Source organism: Streptomyces sp. NPDC049687 (assembly GCF_044465285.1).
Lineage (GTDB): Bacteria > Actinomycetota > Actinomycetes > Streptomycetales > Streptomycetaceae > Streptomyces.
Genome location: NZ_JBITLN010000012.1, coordinates 45490 through 62368 on the forward strand (window position 1 = coordinate 45490; position 16879 = coordinate 62368).

A 16879-nucleotide genomic window follows, 5' to 3' on the forward strand; every position below is an offset into this window, starting at 1 on the left:
GCGGGGAACGGTGTCCCTGCGGCCCGGCACCCAGAACCCCGGGGTGTTACACCCGCGGCTTCTCGCGCATCTCGTACGTCGCGATGACGTCGTCGATCTTGATGTCGTTGAAGTTGCCGAGGTTGATACCGCCCTCGAACCCTTCGCGGATCTCGGTGACGTCGTCCTTGAAGCGGCGCAGCCCCTCGATGTTGAGGTTCTCCGCGATGACCTTGCCGTCGCGGACGAGGCGTGCCTTGGTGTTGCGCTTGACCTCGCCCGAGCGGATGAGGACACCGGCGATGTTGCCCAGCTTGGACGACTTGAAGACCTCGCGGATCTCCGCCGTACCGAGCTCGACCTCCTCGTACTCCGGCTTGAGGAGACCCTTCAGGGCCGCCTCGATCTCCTCGATCGCCTGGTAGATGACCGAGTAGTACCGGACGTCGACGCCTTCGCGCTCCGCCATCTGCTGGGCGCGGCCCGCAGCGCGGACGTTGAAGCCGATGACGATGGCGTCCGAACCCATGGCCAGGTCGATGTCGGACTCCGTGACCGCACCGACGCCGCGGTGCAGGACGCGGATGTCGACCTCTTCGCCGACGTCCAGCTGGAGGAGCGAGGACTCGAGGGCCTCGACGGAACCGGAAGCGTCACCCTTGATGATCAGGTTCAGCTGCTGGACCTCGCCGGCCTTCAGAGCCGCGTCCAGGTTCTCCAGGGAGAACCTGCGCGTGCGCTTGGCGAAGGCCGCGTTGCGCTCGCGAGCCGCACGCTTCTCGGCGATCTGGCGGGCCGTACGGTCCTCCTCGACCACGAGGAAGTTGTCGCCGGCGCCCGGGACGTTGGTCAGACCCAGGACCTGGACCGGCGTCGACGGGCCGGCCTCGGCCACGTTGTTGCCGTTGTCGTCGAGCATGGCGCGGACCCGGCCGTAGGCGTCGCCCACGACCATCGTGTCGCCGACCCGCAGGGTGCCTCGCTGGACGAGGACCGTCGCCACGGCACCGCGGCCGCGGTCGAGACGGGACTCGATGGAGATGCCCTGCGCGTCCTGGTTCGGGTTGGCCCGCAGGTCGAGCGAGGCGTCGGCGGTCAGGATGACCGCCTCGAGCAGGCTGTCGATGTGCAGACCCTGCTTGGCGGAGATGTCGACGAACATGGTGTCGCCGCCGTACTCCTCGGCCACCAGACCGTACTCGGTCAGCTGACCGCGCACCTTGGTCGGGTCGGCGCCCTCGACGTCGATCTTGTTGACCGCGACGACGATCGGGACGTCGGCCGCCTTGGCGTGGTTGAGCGCCTCGACGGTCTGCGGCATGACGCCGTCGTTGGCCGCGACGACCAGGATCGCGATGTCGGTCGACTTCGCACCACGCGCACGCATGGCGGTGAACGCCTCGTGACCCGGGGTGTCGATGAAGGTGATCTTGCGCTCTTCGTCGTTGACCTCGGTCGCGACCTGGTAGGCACCGATGTGCTGGGTGATGCCACCGGCCTCGCCCGCGATGACGTTCGTCTTGCGGATGGCGTCGAGCAGACGGGTCTTACCGTGGTCGACGTGACCCATGACGGTGACGACCGGGGGACGGACCACCAGGTCGTCCTCGTCGCCCTCGTCCTCGCCGAACTCGATGTCGAAGGACTCGAGCAGCTCGCGGTCCTCCTCCTCCGGGCTGACGATCTGAACCTCGTAGTTCATCTCGCCCGCGAGGAGCTGGAGGGTCTCGTCGGAGACGGACTGGGTCGCGGTGACCATCTCGCCGAGGTTCATCATGACCGCGACGAGCGACGCCGGGTTGGCGTTGATCTTCTCCGCGAAGTCGGTGAGCGACGCGCCGCGGGAGAGACGGATCGTCTCGCCGTTGCCGCGAGGCAGCATCACACCGCCGACCGACGGGGCCTGCATGGCCTCGTACTCCTGGCGACGCTGACGCTTCGACTTGCGGCCACGACGCGCGGGACCGCCGGGGCGGCCGAAGGCGCCCTGCGTGCCACCACGGCCACCGGGACCGCCGGGACGACCGCCGAAGCCGGGACGGCCACCGCCGCCACCGAAGCCGCCGCCACCGCCGCCGGGGCCACCGCCACCGGGACGACCGGCGAAACCGCCGCCGCCACCCGGACGGGCACCGCCACCGGGACCGGCCGGACGGCCGGCGAAGCCGCCGCCACCGGGACGACCGCCGCCGCCACCGGGACGACCCGCACCGCCCGGACCGCGGCCACCGGGGCCACCGCCGGGACGCGGGCCGGCAGCGGGACGCTGCGGCATCATGCCGGGGTTGGGACGCGGACCGCCGGGACGCGGACCGCCGGGGCCTGCGCCCTGCGGACGAGGCATTCCGGCCGGCGACGGACGCGAGCCACCGGGAGCCTGGGGACGGGGACCGCCGCCCTGACCACCGGGAGCCTGCGGACGCGGGCCGGCGCCGGGGGCACCGGGGCCGCCGGCCGGCCGGGGCGCGCCCTGCGGACGCGGGGCCTGCGGACGCGCCATGCCGGCGTTGCCGCCGGAGGTGAAGGGGTTGTTGCCCGGACGCGGACCGGCCGGACGGGCACCGCCGGGACGGGGCGCACCGGCGCCACCGGGACGGGGCCCCTGTGCGGCGGCCGGACGCTGGCCCTGGCCACGGTCCTGACCGGGGCCACCCGGACGACCGCCGGGCCGGGGCGCGCCGGGGCGCGGACCCTGGGCGGCCGGACGCGGGCCGGACTGAGCCGGGGCGGCCGGGGCCGACGGCGGAGCGGTGAACTCCGGGGCGGCGGGGGCCGGACGCGGCGCGGGCTTGGGACCGGGCACCGGGCGCGGACCCTGGCCCGTCGGCGCGGGGGCCGACGAGGCGGCCGGGGCCGGAGCCGGGGCGGCCGGAGCCGCGGGCGGCTGGGGTGCCGCGGGCCTGGGGGCGGCCGGACGCGGGGCGCCCGGACGTGCCGTCTGCGCCGGGGAGGGCGCGCCGGGCTTGGGGGCGGCCTTGCGCGGGGCGGGCTTGGCGGACTTGCCGCTGCCACCGCCCTGGAAGGCGTCAGTCAGTTTGCGGACTACGGGCGCTTCGATGGTCGAAGACGCCGAACGGACGAATTCACCGAGTTCCTGGAGCTTGGCCATGACGACCTTGCTCTCCACACCGAACTCCTTGGCGAGTTCGTATACCCGGACCTTAGCCACTTCGCTCCTTTTAGGTCCGGGTTGCGTCCGGACCGTCGCTACTTCATGGGCGTACTCATCGCGTGCTCATCGAGTGCTCATCGCAATCTCGACCTACTTCCAACTCGCGGGGTACCTGAGCCGCGCGGACGTTCCGCGCGACGCTTCTTACGGTGTCGCCTGGTCGGCAACTGTCGTCTGCTCGACGTGTTGGCGCAACGCCTTTGTGTCGAGCGCTCCCGGGGCGCGCAACGCCCGCGTGAACGCCCGGCGGCGCACCGCCTGGTCGAGACAGACCAGTGCGGGGTGAACGTACGCACCCCGGCCGGGCAGCGTACCGCGAGGATCGGGGACGCAGGCGTCCTTGATCGCCACGATGCGCAGCAGATCCGTCTTGGCCGCCCGCTCCCGGCACCCCACACAGGTGCGTTCAGGGCATGCTCCGGCGTGCGTCCGGCCAGACACAGTTAAGTCTACCTCCCCGCGGCCACCTCACCCCTTTGGGGCAGGATTCGAACAGTTGCCGCGATACATCTGACGTGATCTAAGCGGGCGGCGGCCGGGATCTATTCCCCGGCCTGCCCCGGGGTCACTCCGACGGTTGCTCGGTGTCCGGCCGGATGTCGATCCGCCAGCCGGTCAGACGGGCGGCGAGGCGGGCGTTCTGCCCTTCCTTGCCGATCGCCAGCGACAGTTGGTAGTCCGGCACGGTCACCCGCGCGGAGCGGGCCGCGAGGTCCACGACCTCGACCTTCGAGACCCGGGCCGGGGACAGCGCGTTCGCCACCATCTCGGCCGGGTCGTCCGACCAGTCGACGATGTCGATCTTCTCGCCGTTCAGCTCGCCCATGACGTTGCGCACCCGGCCGCCCATGGGGCCGATGCAGGCACCCTTGGCGTTCAGGCCCGAACGGGTGGACCGTACGGCGATCTTGGTGCGGTGACCGGCCTCGCGGGCGATGGCGGCGATCTCGACGGATCCGTCGGCGATCTCCGGCACCTCCAGGGCGAAGAGCTTCTTCACCAGATTGGGGTGGGTGCGCGAAAGTGTGACCGAGGGACCGCGCACGCCCTTCGCCACCCGAACGACGTACGACCGCAGCCGCATGCCGTGCGGGTACGTCTCTCCGGGGACCTGTTCCTGCACCGGCAGGATGGCCTCCAGCTTGCCGATGTCCACGAGCACGTTCTTCGGGTCACGGCCCTGCTGGACCACTCCGGTGACGATGTCGCCCTCGCGGCCGGCGTACTCGCCGAGCGTCGCGTCGTCCTCGGCGTCGCGCAGCCGCTGCAGGATCACCTGCTTGGCGGTGGTGGCGGCGATACGGCCGAAGCCGGACGGGGTGTCGTCGAACTCGCGGGGCTCCTGGCCCTCCTCGAGGTCCTCGGGGTCCTCCTTCGCCCACACGGTCACATGCCCGGTCTCCCGGTTGAGCTCCACGCGCGCGTGTCGGCGGCTTCCCTCGGTGCGGTGGTAGGCGATGAGGAGGGCCGACTCGATCGCCTCGACCAGCAGGTCGAAGGAGATCTCCTTCTCCCGTACCAAGCCCCGCAGGGCACTCATGTCGATGTCCACGGCTACGCCTCCTCTTCCTTCTCGTTGCTGACTGCGCTGTCCTTGCGGTTGAACTCGACCTGCACCCGCGCCTTGTCGATGCCGGAGAAGGCGAGTCTGCGGGTCGTGGCCCTACGGCCCTTCACGCCCGGCACTTCGAGGTCGAGGCCGTCGTCGTCGACGTTCAGGATCCGGGCGACCAGCTCGCCCCCCTCGGTCAGCTGGAATCTGACCAACCGGTCCACGGCGCGCACGTAGTGACGGTGCTCGGTGAGGGCGCGCTCAGCGCCCGGGGTGCCGACCTCGAGGGTGTACTCGCCCTCGCCCATCGCGTCCGTCTCGTCGAGCTTCGCCGAGAGCGCACGGCTCACATCGGCGATCTGGTCCAGGTCCGCCCCGGTGTCGGAGTCGACGACGACACGCAGCACGCGCTTGCGCCCGACGGAGTCCACGGCGATCTCTTCGAGATCCAGGCCCTGGGAGGTGACGAGCGGTTCCAGGAGCTCTCGCAGCCTCTCGCTCTGGGTGGTGCTCATCCGGGTGACTCCTCGGCCGCGTGTGCTGTTGTGGGATGGGTCGCGTGTCTGGTGAAAGGGTATCCGGTCGCGGGGAGTGTTGCCGTCCACCTGTGTACGGAGGGTGGCGGAGGGCTCGCTCAGCCGAGTCCGAAGGTACGGTGATCACGGGCCCCGTTCCCTTCTCGGTCTTCCTTTCGTACGAGTTCCTCGAGGACGTCTGCCGTGCCGTTCCCGCTCCCGCCGCGCACCCTCTCCGGGCCGCGCAGAAGAACCCTGCTCGCGTCGGTCGCCGGTGCCGCGCTGCTCGTGGGGTGCTCGTCCCGCTCCTCCTCCGACAGCTCCGAGGAGAGCGTGAGCGACAGTCCCTCGGTCACCGAGGTGGCACGCGCGCGTGCGGCACGGGAGAGCGCCGGGCTGGTGGAGCGGTACGACGCCGTCCTCGCCGCCCATCCGATCCTGACGCCGCGGCTCGCACCGCTGCGCGCGGAGGTCGTACGGCATGTGGAGGCCTTCGGGGGCGGCGTGAAGACTTCGGTGTCCCCGTCCCCTTCGATGTCCCCGTCCCCTTCGCTGTCACCAACGGCCCCTCCGGCTTCCGCGGCGCCCTCGGCCCCTCCCACGCCCGGGAAGAACGGCCTCGCGACCGAGAAGGACGCCCTCGCCTCCCTCGCCGCCGCCGAGCGGACGCTGGCCGACAGCAGGACCGCGGCGCTGATGGACGTCCCGGGCGAACTGGCCCGGCTGCTGGCCTCGGTGGCGGCGGCCGGCGCTGCCCACGCGTATCTGCTGACGGAGGGGACCCGATGACGAGGACGAGCGGGGAGCTGACGGCGCTCCAGGCGGCGCTGGCCGCCGAGCACGCCGCCGTGTACGGGTATGGCGTCGTCGGCGGGCGGATCCGCGCGGAGCAGCGCACGCAGGCACGGGCGGGTTACGACGCGCACCGGGCACGCCGGGACGCGCTGGCGCGGGAGGTGCGCGGCCTGGGTGCCGAGCCGGTCGCGGCGAGCGCCGCCTACGCGCTGCCGTTCCCGGTGCCGGACTCGGCGGCGGCGGTCCGGCTCGCGGCCGAGCTGGAGGACCGCGTGGCCGGGGTGTACTCCGACCTGGTGCGGGCAGCCGGGGACGAGCGGCGCCGGGAGGCCGCCGGGGCGCTGCGGGAGGCGGCGGTGCGTGCGGTGCGCTGGCGCGGCGGGAGCGTAGCCTTCCCTGGGCTCGCGGAGCGGGCCGGTACGGATGCGGCCTCTTCAGGAGCGTCGGTGACACCGACGGTGTGACGGGGAGACGGAAGGGAACGACTCGCGCATGGCTTTCGAACCGCCGCAGCGTCTGGTGCGGGCGCTCGGTGAGACGGCACCGAGCGGTGACGACTGGTTGGAGAAGCTGCCGGAGGCGGTCCAACAGGCCGTCGCTCTACGCGAGTTGACCGTCGAGCGGGTGCAGGTGCCGGGTGGCCGGACGAGTCTGGTCGTCCTGGTGCGCCGGGCGGACGGGGCGCCCGCCGCGCTGAAGCTGGCCCCGCCCCGGTTCCGGCCGGAGGCGGAGCGGGCGGCGCTGGCGCACTGGGGCGGTCTGGGCGCCGTCCAGCTGCTGGACGGGCCGGCGACGGAGGGGGTGCTGCTGCTGGAACGGCTGCATCCGGATGTGTCGGTGCGGTCGTTGCCGGAGGCGAAGGCGCTGCTGGAGGCGGCGGGGACGTTGCGGCGGCTGTGGGTGGAGCCGCCGGAGGGGCACGGATTCGAGACGGTCGCCGAACGGACGGGGCGGCAGGCCGAGGCGATGCGGGCGAGCGCCGACGTGGAGGTTCGCGCCTTGGTGGACGCGGCTCTCCTGGCCCGGGAGGAGTTGTTGGCCGCGCCGCCGGAGTCGCGGTTGCTGCACGGGACGTTCCGGCAGAGCAAGGTGCTGGCGGGCGAGCGGGCGCCGTGGGTGGCCGTGGGGCCGGATCCGGTGGTGGGTGAGTGCGCTTTCGATCTGGCGCGGCTGGTCCGGGACCGGGTGGAGGACCTGATCGCCTCGCCGTCGGGGCCGGCTACCACTCGGCGGCGGGTGCGGAAGTTGGCGGAGTCGTTGGAGCTGGATCAGGAGCGGGTGCGGGGGTGGAGTCTCTTCCGGGCCGTGGAGTCGGGGGTTCGGGCGCGCAGGGTCGGGCGGCCGAAGGACGCGGAGTTGTTGCTGGAGTTCGCGGGGTGGCTTTAGAGCTCCGAACAGAAGCGGAGACCGTGACGTTCTGTCACGCACTACGGGTCGGGGAACGATCCGAGAGAGTTCTGGTGAGGCGCCCGTACGCCTCGCCAGAACTCTCCGCGACGACTCTTCAGATCATGCGGTGAGGCGGGCGACCGCCTCGTCCACGGTCAGCTCCTCGCGCTCGCCGGTCCTGCGGTCCTTCAGCTCCAGGACGCCCTCTGCCGAGCGGCGGCCCGCGACCAGGATCTTCGGTACGCCGATCAGCTCGGAGTCGGTGAACTTGACGCCCGGGGAGACCCCGGCCCGGTCGTCGACCAGGACGCGCAGACCGGCCGCCCGCAGCTTCTCGGAGACATCGAGGGCGAGTTCGGTCTGCAGGGCCTTGCCCGCCGCGACGACGTGCACGTCGGCCGGGGCGACCTCGGCGGGCCAGCACAGGCCCTTGTCGTCGGCGGTCTGCTCGGCCAGGGCCGCGACGGCGCGGGAGACGCCGATGCCGTAGGAGCCCATGGTGACGCGGACCGGCTTGCCGTTCTGGCCGAGGACGTCGAGCTTGAGGGCGTCGGCGTACTTGCGGCCCAGCTGGAAGATGTGACCGATCTCGATGGCGCGGTCCAGCTTCAGGCCGGTGCCGCACTTCGGGCAGGGGTCGCCCTCCTGGACGACCACGACGTCGACGTACTCGCCGACCTCGAAGTCACGGCCCGCGACGACGTTCTTCGCGTGCGTGCCCTCCTTGTTGGCGCCGGTGATCCAGGAGGTGCCGGGCGCCACCCGCGGGTCGGCGATGTACTTGACCTTGTCCCCGAGGCCCTGCGGACCGACGTAACCGCGCACCAGGTCGGGGCGGCCCACGAAGTCCTCGGCGGTGACCAGTTCGACGGCGGCCGGGGCGAAGTGCGCCTCGACCTTGCCCAGGTCGACCTCACGGTCGCCGGGGACGCCCACGGCCACGATCTCGCCGTCGACCTTGACGAGGAGGTTCTTCAGCGTGGCGGAGGCCGGGACGCCCAGGTGGGCGGCGAGGGTCTCGATGGTCGGGGTGTCCGGGGTGGGGATCTCCTCCAGGGCGGGGACCTCGGAGCCGTCCACCGGCTTCAGCCCGTAGGTGATCGCCTCGGTGTTCGCCGCGAAGTCGCAGTTCGGGCAGTCGGCGAAGGTGTCCTCGCCGGCCTCGGCGGGGGCGAGGAACTCCTCCGACTTCGAGCCGCCCATCGCGCCCGCGGTCGCGGCGCAGATGCGGTAGTCGAGGCCGAGACGGGCGAACACCTTCTGGTAGGCCTCGCGGTGCAGGGCGTAGGACCGGGCGAGGCCCTCGTCCTCCGTGTCGAAGGAGTACGAGTCCTTCATGAGGAACTCGCGGCCGCGCAGGATGCCGGCGCGCGGGCGGGCCTCGTCGCGGTACTTGTGCTGGATCTGGTAGAGGATGACCGGCAGGTCCTTGTAGGAGGACGCCTGGTCCTTCACGATCAGCGTGAAGATCTCCTCGTGGGTCGGGCCGAGGAGGTAGTCGCCGCCCTTGCGGTCCTTCAGGCGGAAGAGTTCGGCTCCGTACTCGTCCCAGCGGCCGGTCGCGTCGTACGGCTCGCGCGGCAGCAGGGCGGGGAGCAGCACCTCCTGGGCGCCGATCGCGTCCATCTCCTCACGGACGATCCGCTCGACATTGGCGAGGACCTTCTTGCCGAGGGGGAGCCACGACCAGATACCGGCCGCGGTGCGGCGCACATAGCCGGCGCGGACGAGGAGCTTGTGGCTGAGGACCTCGGCGTCCGCGGGGTCGTCGCGCAGGGTCTTCGCCATCAACTGGGACATGCGCTGGACCGGTGCGTTCGCCATGGTTCTCGTACTCCTGCCGGGTAAGGGTGATGGCTAGGAGGTTAGCCGTCAGTCCTGCGCGGCCGGAAATCCATTCCCGGCGGAGGGGGACTGCCTGCGCAGCAGGGGCAGGTGGGCGCCCATCACCGCGTAGGGGCGGGGGGCGCTGGGGAAGAGGACGCGGCGGGCCAGGTCCTCGTAGCCGAGGGAGCGGTAGAGGGCGCGGGCGGGGCTCTCCGTGTCGATCGCGGAGAGGATCGAGCGGGGTTCGTCGGCGCTGTCGGTGATCGTGGTGATCAGGGCCCGGCCCGCGCCGCGGTTCTGGTAGGCGGGGTGGACATGGAGCTCGGTGATGACGAAGGAGTCGTCGAGCCAGAAGTCGTTGCCCTGGGCCCGGAGGTAGGGCTCCACGACGGTGGACCACCAGTGCGTGCGGTCGTTGGGCATGCCGTAGACGAATCCCACCAGCCGGCCTTGCGCCGTGGTGGCGCCGAGGGCTTTCGCGCCCGGGTAGGTCATGTGGCGCAGGACGATCTGGCGGCGGACCGCCACTTCGTCGGGGCCCAGTCCGAAGGCGACTGCCTGGACCGCGAGGGCCTCGTCCACGTGGGCGGGGAGGTCCAGGGGGCCGATGACGAGATCCATGGCGGGGAGCCTACAGGTGGGTCAGAAGAGCACGCTCATGAAGGCGCCGACCTCTTGGAAGCCGACTCGTGTGTACGTCCTTCTCGCCGCGGTGTTGAAGTCGTTGACGTACAGGCTCGCCACCGGTGCCACGTCCGCGAGGGCGTACCGCAGGACGGCCGCCATGCCCGGTGCCGCCAGGCCCCTCCCCCGGTACTCCGGGGCCACCCACACGCCCTGGATCTGGCAGGCCTGTGGGGTCGCGGCGCCGATCTCCGCCTTGAAGACGACCCTGCCCCGGTCGTCGAGGCGGGCGAAGGAGCGGCCGGAGCCGACGAGTTCGGCGACCCGGGCCTGGTAGAGCAGCCCGCCGTCGCCTGCCATCGGGGAGACGCCGACCTCTTCGGTGAACATCGCCACGCAGGCCGGCATGATCGTCTCTATCTCGTCCTTGCGGATGCGGCGGACGGAGGGATCCGGGGCGATGTCGGCGGGCATGCGGTCGGCGACCATCAGGGGCTGTTGGGCGCGGACCTCGCGGGCGGGGCCCCAGTGGGGTTCCAGGAGGCGCCAGAGCTGGGCGGTGGGTTCGGCGGGGCCGACGATGGAGGAGCAGCGGCGGCCCGCCCTGCGGGCCCGGTCGGCGAAGGCGCGGACCGCGCGGGGGGTGGCGCAGATCGGGACCAGGTTGGCACCCGCGTAGCAGAGGGACGTCAGCATGCCGTCCTCGTACCAGCCCCACATCTCGCCGCCGAGCCGCCACGGGTCGAGGCCGGCGACCTGGACACGGGAGGTGACGAAGGCGTTGGCCACCGGCTCGCGGTCGAGGACGGCGAGCGCGGCGTCCAGGTCGCTCGGGTCGAGGACCCGGGAGGTGGTCTGGGTCAACACGTGCGGGGCCTCACACTCAGGGCTGCTGGTCCCCGCACTGTACCCGCGGAAGCTTTGCCGCGCCGCCCCCGGTGTTGCGAAGTGACCGTCGGCTGCCCCGTCCCGCCTTGGGCGGCTGGCGCCCCCAAACCCCCGTCGTCGGCCCCGAAGGGGCCTCGTCCTCGAACGCCGGACGGGCTGGACTGCCGCGACCGGCGTTCGAAAGGCTCCCTCAGCCGGCCACCGCCACCGACGGCTCGCCCGACGCGACGCCCGCTGCTTCCATCTGCTCGGCCAGCTTCATGGCCTCTTCGATGAGGGTTTCCACGATCTTGGACTCGGGGACGGTCTTGATGACCTCGCCCTTGACGAAGATCTGGCCCTTGCCGTTGCCGGAGGCGACGCCGAGGTCGGCCTCGCGGGCCTCGCCGGGGCCGTTCACGACACAGCCCATGACGGCGACCCGCAACGGGACCTCCATGCCGGTGAGGCCCGCCGTGACCTCCTCGGCCAACTTGTAGACGTCGACCTGGGCGCGGCCGCAGGACGGGCAGGAGACGATCTCCAGGCCGCGCTGCTTGAGGTTCAGGGACTCCAGGATCTGGTTGCCGACCTTGACCTCTTCGACGGGCGGGGCGCTCAGCGAGACGCGGATGGTGTCGCCGATGCCCTGGGAGAGCAGGGCGCCGAAGGCCACCGCGGACTTGATCGTGCCCTGGAACGCCGGGCCCGCCTCCGTGACGCCGAGGTGGAGGGGGTAGTCGCACTGGGCGGCCAGCTGGCGGTAGGCCTCGATCATCACGACCGGGTCGTTGTGCTTGACCGAGATCTTGATGTCGCGGAAGTCGTGCTCCTCGAAGAGGGAGGCCTCCCAGAGGGCGGATTCGACCAGGGCTTCGGGGGTGGCCTTGCCGTACTTCTGGAGCAGGCGGCGGTCCAGCGAGCCCGCGTTGACGCCGATGCGGATCGGGGTGCCGTGGTCCTTCGCGGCCTTCGCGATCTCCTTGACCTTGTCGTCGAACTGCTTGATGTTGCCGGGGTTCACGCGAACCGCCGCGCAGCCCGCCTCGATCGCGGCGAAGACGTACTTCGGCTGGAAATGGATGTCCGCGATGACCGGGATCTGCGACTTGCGGGCGATCGTCGCCAGGGCGTCGGCGTCGTCCTGGGTCGGGCAGGCGACGCGGACGATCTGGCAGCCGGAGGCCGTCAGTTCGGCGATCTGCTGGAGGGTGGCGCCGATGTCGGACGTCCGGGTCGTGGTCATCGACTGCACGGAGACCGGGGCGTCCCCGCCCACCGCCACGGAGCCGACCTGGATCTGCCGGCTCTTCCGGCGCTCGGCAACCCTGGTCGGAACGGACGGCATGCCGAGAGAAATCGCAGTCATCTGCTGTGCAACCCCAAGTCGTGGATCAAGGTCCAGGTCCCGTCGATGGCGGGTTCCAGGCTTCGAGATTACGGCACCCGCACAGGCCCGAGCACTCCCCCACCTCGAACCACTCGACGGGGGGACCCCCGTCGGCGGCAACCTGCTCAACGGAGGGCGGCCCGGCATCGAGGACACCGGGCCGCCCTGAACGCCGTGGGGCTACGAGATTCTCACCGGGTTCACCACGTCCGCGATCAGCACCAGGATCGTGAAGCAGACGAAGATCCCGGCCACCACGTACGCCACCGGCATCAGCTTCGCCACGTCGAAGGGGCCCGGGTCCGGCCGGCGCAGGACCTTCGCGGTGTTGCGGCGCAGCGACTCCCACAGCGCGCCCGCGATGTGGCCGCCGTCGAGCGGGAGGAGGGGGAGCATGTTGAAGAGGAACAGGGAGAGGTTGAAGCCGGCGACCACGAACACGGCCATCGCCAGTTGCTGTGATGCGGGGATGTCCAGGGTGGCGATCTCGCCGGTGACGCGGGCCGCGCCGACGATGCCCATCGGGGAGTCCGGCTCGCGCGGGGCGTCGCCGAAGGTAGCGTTCCACAGGGCGGGGATCTTGCCCGGCAGCGCGACGAGGGAGTCGACGGCGTCGCCGACGTGGTCGGTCATCCAGGTCACGGACTCGCCGAAGTCCTGCTTGACCACTCCGGTGGCCGCGCTGAAGCCGAGGAAGCCGGCCTTGACGTACTCGCCCTGGACGTAGGCGCCGGAGCCGTCCTTCTTGGCGACCTGGTTGGTGGCGATGGTCGCGTGCAGGGTGACGTCCTTGCCGTCGCGGTCGACGACGATCGCCACGTCCTTGCCGGCGCTTTCCCGGATGAGGTCGGACAGCGTGTCCCACTTCTCGGTGCGGACGCCGCCGAAGGAGACGATCCTGTCGCCCTTCTCCAGGCCGGCGGCCGCGGCCGGGGAGGGCTTGTCGCTCTTCTTGCAGTCGTCGCGGTTCTCGCTCTGTGCGATGACGCACGGCGAGACCGAGCCGACGGTGGTGGTCTCCTGCTGGATGCCGAAGCCCATGAGCACGGTGAGGAACAGGCCGACCGCGAGGATCAGGTTCATGAACGGGCCCGCGAACATCACGATGACCCGTTTCCACGGCTTGCGCGTGTAGAACATGCGGGTCTCGTCGCCGGGCCGGAGCTCCTCGAACGCGGCCGATCGGGCGTCCTCGATCATGCCGCGCCAGGGGGAGGTGGAGCGGGCCGTGACCCGGCCGTCCTCACCGGGCGGGAACATGCCGATCATGCGGATGTATCCGCCGAGCGGGATGGCCTTGATGCCGTACTCGGTGTCGCCCTTCCTGCGCGACCAGATGGTCGGCCCGAAGCCGACCATGTACTGCGGCACGCGGATGCCGAACATCTTCGCCGTGGAGAGGTGGCCCAGTTCGTGCCAGGCGATCGAGAAGAGCAGGCCCACCGCGAAGACCACTATCCCGAGGATGAACATCAGGGTTGTCATGCACGGGCCTCCGCCGTCTGTGCCGTCAGTTCCCGGGCGCGGGCGCGCGCCCAGGTCTCCGCTTCGAGGACGTCCGGCACCGTGAGTGAAGTTCCCGTCACCGGGGTGCCGTGCTCCTCGACGATCCTCGTCACGGTCTCCATGATCCCGTTGAACGGCAGCGCGCCGGTTCGGAACGCCTCCACGCACTCCTCGTTGGCGGCGTTGAACACCGCCGGGGCCGTGCCGGCGAGCTCGCCCACGTGCCGGGCGAGGTTCACCGAGGGGAAGGCCTCGTTGTCGAGCGGGAAGAACTCCCAGGCCGACGCCTTGCTCCAGTCGAAGGCGGGCGCCGCGTCGGGGACGCGCTGCGGCCAGCCGAGGCCGATGGCGATGGGGCCGCGCATGTCGGGGGGCGTCGCCTGGGCCAGTGTCGATCCGTCCGTGAACTCAACCATCGAGTGGACATACGACTGCGGGTGCACGACCACCTCAATCCGCGAGAAGGGAATGTCGTAGAGGAGGTGCGCCTCGATGACTTCCAGCCCCTTGTTGACGAGTGTCGCGGAGTTGATCGTGATCACCGGGCCCATGGACCAGGTGGGGTGGGCGAGGGCGTCCTCGACGGTGACGCCGGCCAGTTCCGCCTTCGTACGGCCGCGGAAGGGACCGCCGGAGGCGGTGACGACCAGCTTGCGGACGTCGGCGCGGGTGCCGGCGGCGAGGGCCTGGAAGAGGGCCGCGTGCTCGGAGTCCACCGGGATGATCTGACCGGGCTTGGCGAGGGCCTTCACCAGCGGGCCGCCGACGATGAGCGACTCCTTGTTGGCGAGCGCGAGGGTGCGGCCCGCCTCCAGGGCGGCGAGGGTGGGCGCCAGGCCGATGGAGCCCGTGATGCCGTTGAGGACGGTGTGGCAGTCGGAGGCGGCGAGGTGGGTGGCCGCGTCGGGTCCGGCGAGGATCTCGGGGAGCGGCTCGCCGCCGTACTCCGCGCGCAGCGCCTCGCGCAGTGCCGGTGCCACGTCCTCGCGGGCGACCGCGACGGTCCTCACCCGCAGTCGGCGGGCCTGCTCGGCGAGCAGGGCGACCCGGCCGCCGTTGGCGGAGAGGCCGGTGACGCGGAACCGGTCCGGGTTGCGCAGCACGAGGTCGACGGCCTGGGTGCCGATCGATCCGGTGGAGCCGAGGACCACCACGTCCTTGGGGCCGTCGCCCACCGGGTCGTAGACGAGATGGGGGTCGGCGAGGGGGGCTGGACTGTCGCTCATCCCCCCATTGTGGCCGCACCGTGTGGGCGGCAGGACAGGGTGTCCCCCCAAGGAGGACACCCTGTGACCGTATGTGCGGTCTCTCACCTGATCGGGCGGTGGACGTTCTCCCGTTCACTGGGACCGGGGGTCGTGTCCGCGATCCACGCCCCCTCTTCGGACGGGTCGACGATGCCCTGCTCCAGCCACGAGTAGCTGCCCGCGAGGACGTCCTTGACGACCTTGCGGTCCAGGTCGTCGGTGTTGGACCACAGGCGGGTGAAGAGTTCGTCGACGCGCAGCCGGGACTGGCGGCAGAAGGCGTCGGCGAGCCGGTAGGCCTCGCGGCCGTGTTCGCCGCGCGAGCGCAGCAGCTCGGCCCGGACGCAGGCCGCGCTCATGGCGAACAGCTCCGCGCCGATGTCGACGATCCGGCCGAGGAAGCCCTGCTTGGTCTCCATCCGGCCCTGCCAGCGGGACATGGCGTAGAAGGTGGAGCGGGCCAGCTTGCGGGCGTGGCGTTCGACGAAGCGCAGATGCGGGGAGAGATCCACGCCGCCGTGCTTGAACTCGCCGTACGACGAGGGCAGTTGGCCTGGCCCCGCGACGAGCTTGGGGAGCCATTTGGCGTAGAAGACACCCGCGTTCGCACCCGCCCTGGCCTTGTCCTGGAGGGACTTGTCGGGGTCGATGAGGTCGCCGGCGACGGAGAGGTGGGCGTCCACCGCCTCGCGGGCGATGAGGAGGTGCATGATCTCCGTGGAGCCCTCGAAGATGCGGTTGATGCGCAGGTCGCGCAGGACCTGTTCGGCGGGGACCGCCCGTTCGCCGCGGGCTTTCAGGGACGCGGCCGTCTCGAAGCCGCGGCCGCCGCGGATCTGGACCAGCTCGTCGGCCATCCGCCAGCCCATCTCGGAGGCGAACAGCTTGGCGAGCGCGCCCTCGATACGGATGTCGTTGCGGTCCTCGTCGGCCATCTGGCTCGACAGGTCCAGTACGGCCTCCAGGGCGAAGGTGGTGGCCGCGATGAAGGAGATCTTCGCGCCGACCGCCTCGTGGTGGGCGATCGGCTTGCCCCACTGTTCGCGGGCCGTCGACCACTCGCGGGCGATCTTCAGGCACCACTTGCCGGCGGCCACGCAGGACGCGGGCAGGGAGAGCCGGCCCGTGTTGAGGGTCGTCAGGGCGATCTTCAGGCCCGCGCCCTCGGGGCCGACGCGGTTGGCGGCGGGGACCCGGACCTGGTGGAAGCGGGTGACGCCGTTCTCGATGCCGCGCAGGCCCATGAAGGCGTTGCGGTTCTCGACGGTGATGCCGGGCGAGTCGCTCTCCACGACGAAGGCCGTGATGCCGCCCTTGTGGCCCTCGCTCCTGGGGACCCGGGCCATCACGACCAGCAGGTCGGCGACCACGCCGTTCGTCGTCCACAGCTTGACGCCGTCGAGGACGTAGTCGTCCCCGTCGGGCACCGCGGTCGTGGCGAGGCGCGCCGGGTCGGAGCCGACGTCCGGCTCGGTGAGGAGGAAGGCGCTGATGGCGGTGGTGGCGCAGCGCGGCAGGAAGGCCTGCTTCTGCTCGGGGGTGCCGAACAGCTTCAGCGGCTGCGGTACGCCGATCGACTGGTGGGCCGACAGCAGCACGCCGACCGCCGGGCTGGCCGAGCCCACCAGGGCCAGCGCCTTGTTGTAGTACACCTGGGTGAGGCCGAGGCCGCCGTACTTGGGGTCGATCTTCATGCCGAGGGCGCCGAGCTGCCTGAGCCCGTCGACGACCTCGTCGGGGATCCGGGCCTCGCGCTCGATCAGCGCTCCGTCGATCTTCGTTTCGGCGAACGCGCGGAGCTTGGTCAGGAACTGCTCGCCGCGCCGGACGGCCTCGTCGGTGGGGAGCGGATGGGGATGGATGAGGTCGAGGCGGAAGCGGCCCAGGAACAGTTCCTTGGCGAAGCTCGGCTTGCGCCAGTCCTGCTCCCGGGCGGCCTCCGCCACCTGGCGTGCCTCACGTTCGGTGACGGTGGGTTTCTTGAGGGGTGGTGCGGACATGAGGCTCACCTCGCCG

Annotated in this window: 14 protein-coding genes; 3 read left to right on the plus strand and 11 right to left on the minus strand. The window is 71.2% G+C overall.

Annotation, left to right across the window (positions count from 1 at the left end; genetic code table 11):
- Window positions 1-46: 46 nt before the first annotated feature.
- The 4 genes from infB to rimP form a co-directional block, all read right to left on the minus strand.
- Complete coding sequence (gene infB, locus ACIBVL_RS31665; RefSeq protein ID WP_399102472.1) at window positions 47-3148, minus strand: translation initiation factor IF-2; 3102 nt, start codon at window positions 3146-3148, stop codon at window positions 47-49.
- Window positions 3149-3295: 147 nt separating this feature from the next.
- Window positions 3296-3592, minus strand: a complete 297-nt coding sequence (locus ACIBVL_RS31670) for a YlxR family protein (RefSeq protein ID WP_399102474.1) — start codon at window positions 3590-3592, stop codon at window positions 3296-3298.
- A 124-nt stretch (window positions 3593-3716) separates the two neighbouring features.
- Window positions 3717-4703: a transcription termination factor NusA gene (gene nusA / locus ACIBVL_RS31675; RefSeq protein WP_399102476.1), complete on the minus strand. Its 987-nt coding sequence runs from the start codon at window positions 4701-4703 to the stop codon at window positions 3717-3719.
- Between the two features lie 2 nt (window positions 4704-4705).
- The gene (rimP, locus tag ACIBVL_RS31680; RefSeq protein WP_399102478.1) at window positions 4706-5218 is read right to left on the minus strand and encodes a ribosome maturation factor RimP; all 513 of its coding nucleotides are present in this window, start codon (window positions 5216-5218) and stop codon (window positions 4706-4708) included.
- A 204-nt stretch (window positions 5219-5422) separates the two neighbouring features.
- Between rimP and ACIBVL_RS31685 the strand changes: the two genes are divergently transcribed.
- From ACIBVL_RS31685 to ACIBVL_RS31695, 3 genes are read left to right on the plus strand one after another with little or no spacing between them, the layout of a single operon-like run.
- Complete coding sequence (locus tag ACIBVL_RS31685; RefSeq protein WP_399102480.1) at window positions 5423-6007, plus strand: hypothetical protein; 585 nt, start codon at window positions 5423-5425, stop codon at window positions 6005-6007.
- Window positions 6004-6477 (plus strand): ferritin-like domain-containing protein, encoded by a 474-nt coding sequence (locus tag ACIBVL_RS31690; protein ID WP_399102481.1) that lies wholly within the window; start codon window positions 6004-6006, stop codon window positions 6475-6477. Before ACIBVL_RS31685 ends, ACIBVL_RS31690 begins: the two co-directional genes overlap by 4 nt.
- A gap of 28 nt (window positions 6478-6505) precedes the next feature.
- Window positions 6506-7399, plus strand: a complete 894-nt coding sequence (locus ACIBVL_RS31695) for an aminoglycoside phosphotransferase family protein (RefSeq protein ID WP_399102483.1) — start codon at window positions 6506-6508, stop codon at window positions 7397-7399.
- A gap of 123 nt (window positions 7400-7522) precedes the next feature.
- On the opposite strand, the gene ACIBVL_RS31700 is transcribed toward ACIBVL_RS31695, so the two are convergent.
- From ACIBVL_RS31700 to ACIBVL_RS31730, 7 genes are all read right to left on the minus strand, one after another.
- Window positions 7523-9226, minus strand: a complete 1704-nt coding sequence (locus ACIBVL_RS31700; protein ID WP_399102485.1) for a proline--tRNA ligase — start codon at window positions 9224-9226, stop codon at window positions 7523-7525.
- Between the two features lie 48 nt (window positions 9227-9274).
- Window positions 9275-9850, minus strand: a complete 576-nt coding sequence (locus ACIBVL_RS31705; protein ID WP_399102487.1) for a GNAT family N-acetyltransferase — start codon at window positions 9848-9850, stop codon at window positions 9275-9277.
- A 21-nt stretch (window positions 9851-9871) separates the two neighbouring features.
- A complete protein-coding gene (locus ACIBVL_RS31710) occupies window positions 9872-10720 on the minus strand; it encodes a GNAT family N-acetyltransferase (RefSeq protein WP_399102490.1) in 849 nt (282 codons plus the stop codon).
- 211 nt (window positions 10721-10931) lie between these two features.
- The gene (ispG, locus tag ACIBVL_RS31715; RefSeq protein WP_399102492.1) at window positions 10932-12089 is read right to left on the minus strand and encodes a flavodoxin-dependent (E)-4-hydroxy-3-methylbut-2-enyl-diphosphate synthase; all 1158 of its coding nucleotides are present in this window, start codon (window positions 12087-12089) and stop codon (window positions 10932-10934) included.
- A 201-nt stretch (window positions 12090-12290) separates the two neighbouring features.
- Window positions 12291-13583 (minus strand): M50 family metallopeptidase, encoded by a 1293-nt coding sequence (locus ACIBVL_RS31720; protein ID WP_399102856.1) that lies wholly within the window; start codon window positions 13581-13583, stop codon window positions 12291-12293.
- A gap of 8 nt (window positions 13584-13591) precedes the next feature.
- Window positions 13592-14842 (minus strand): 1-deoxy-D-xylulose-5-phosphate reductoisomerase, encoded by a 1251-nt coding sequence (dxr, locus tag ACIBVL_RS31725; protein ID WP_399102494.1) that lies wholly within the window; start codon window positions 14840-14842, stop codon window positions 13592-13594.
- Between the two features lie 83 nt (window positions 14843-14925).
- Entirely contained in the window at window positions 14926-16863 is a 1938-nt protein-coding gene (locus ACIBVL_RS31730; protein ID WP_399102496.1) for an acyl-CoA dehydrogenase family protein, read from the minus strand.
- Window positions 16864-16879: the final 16 nt, after the last annotated feature.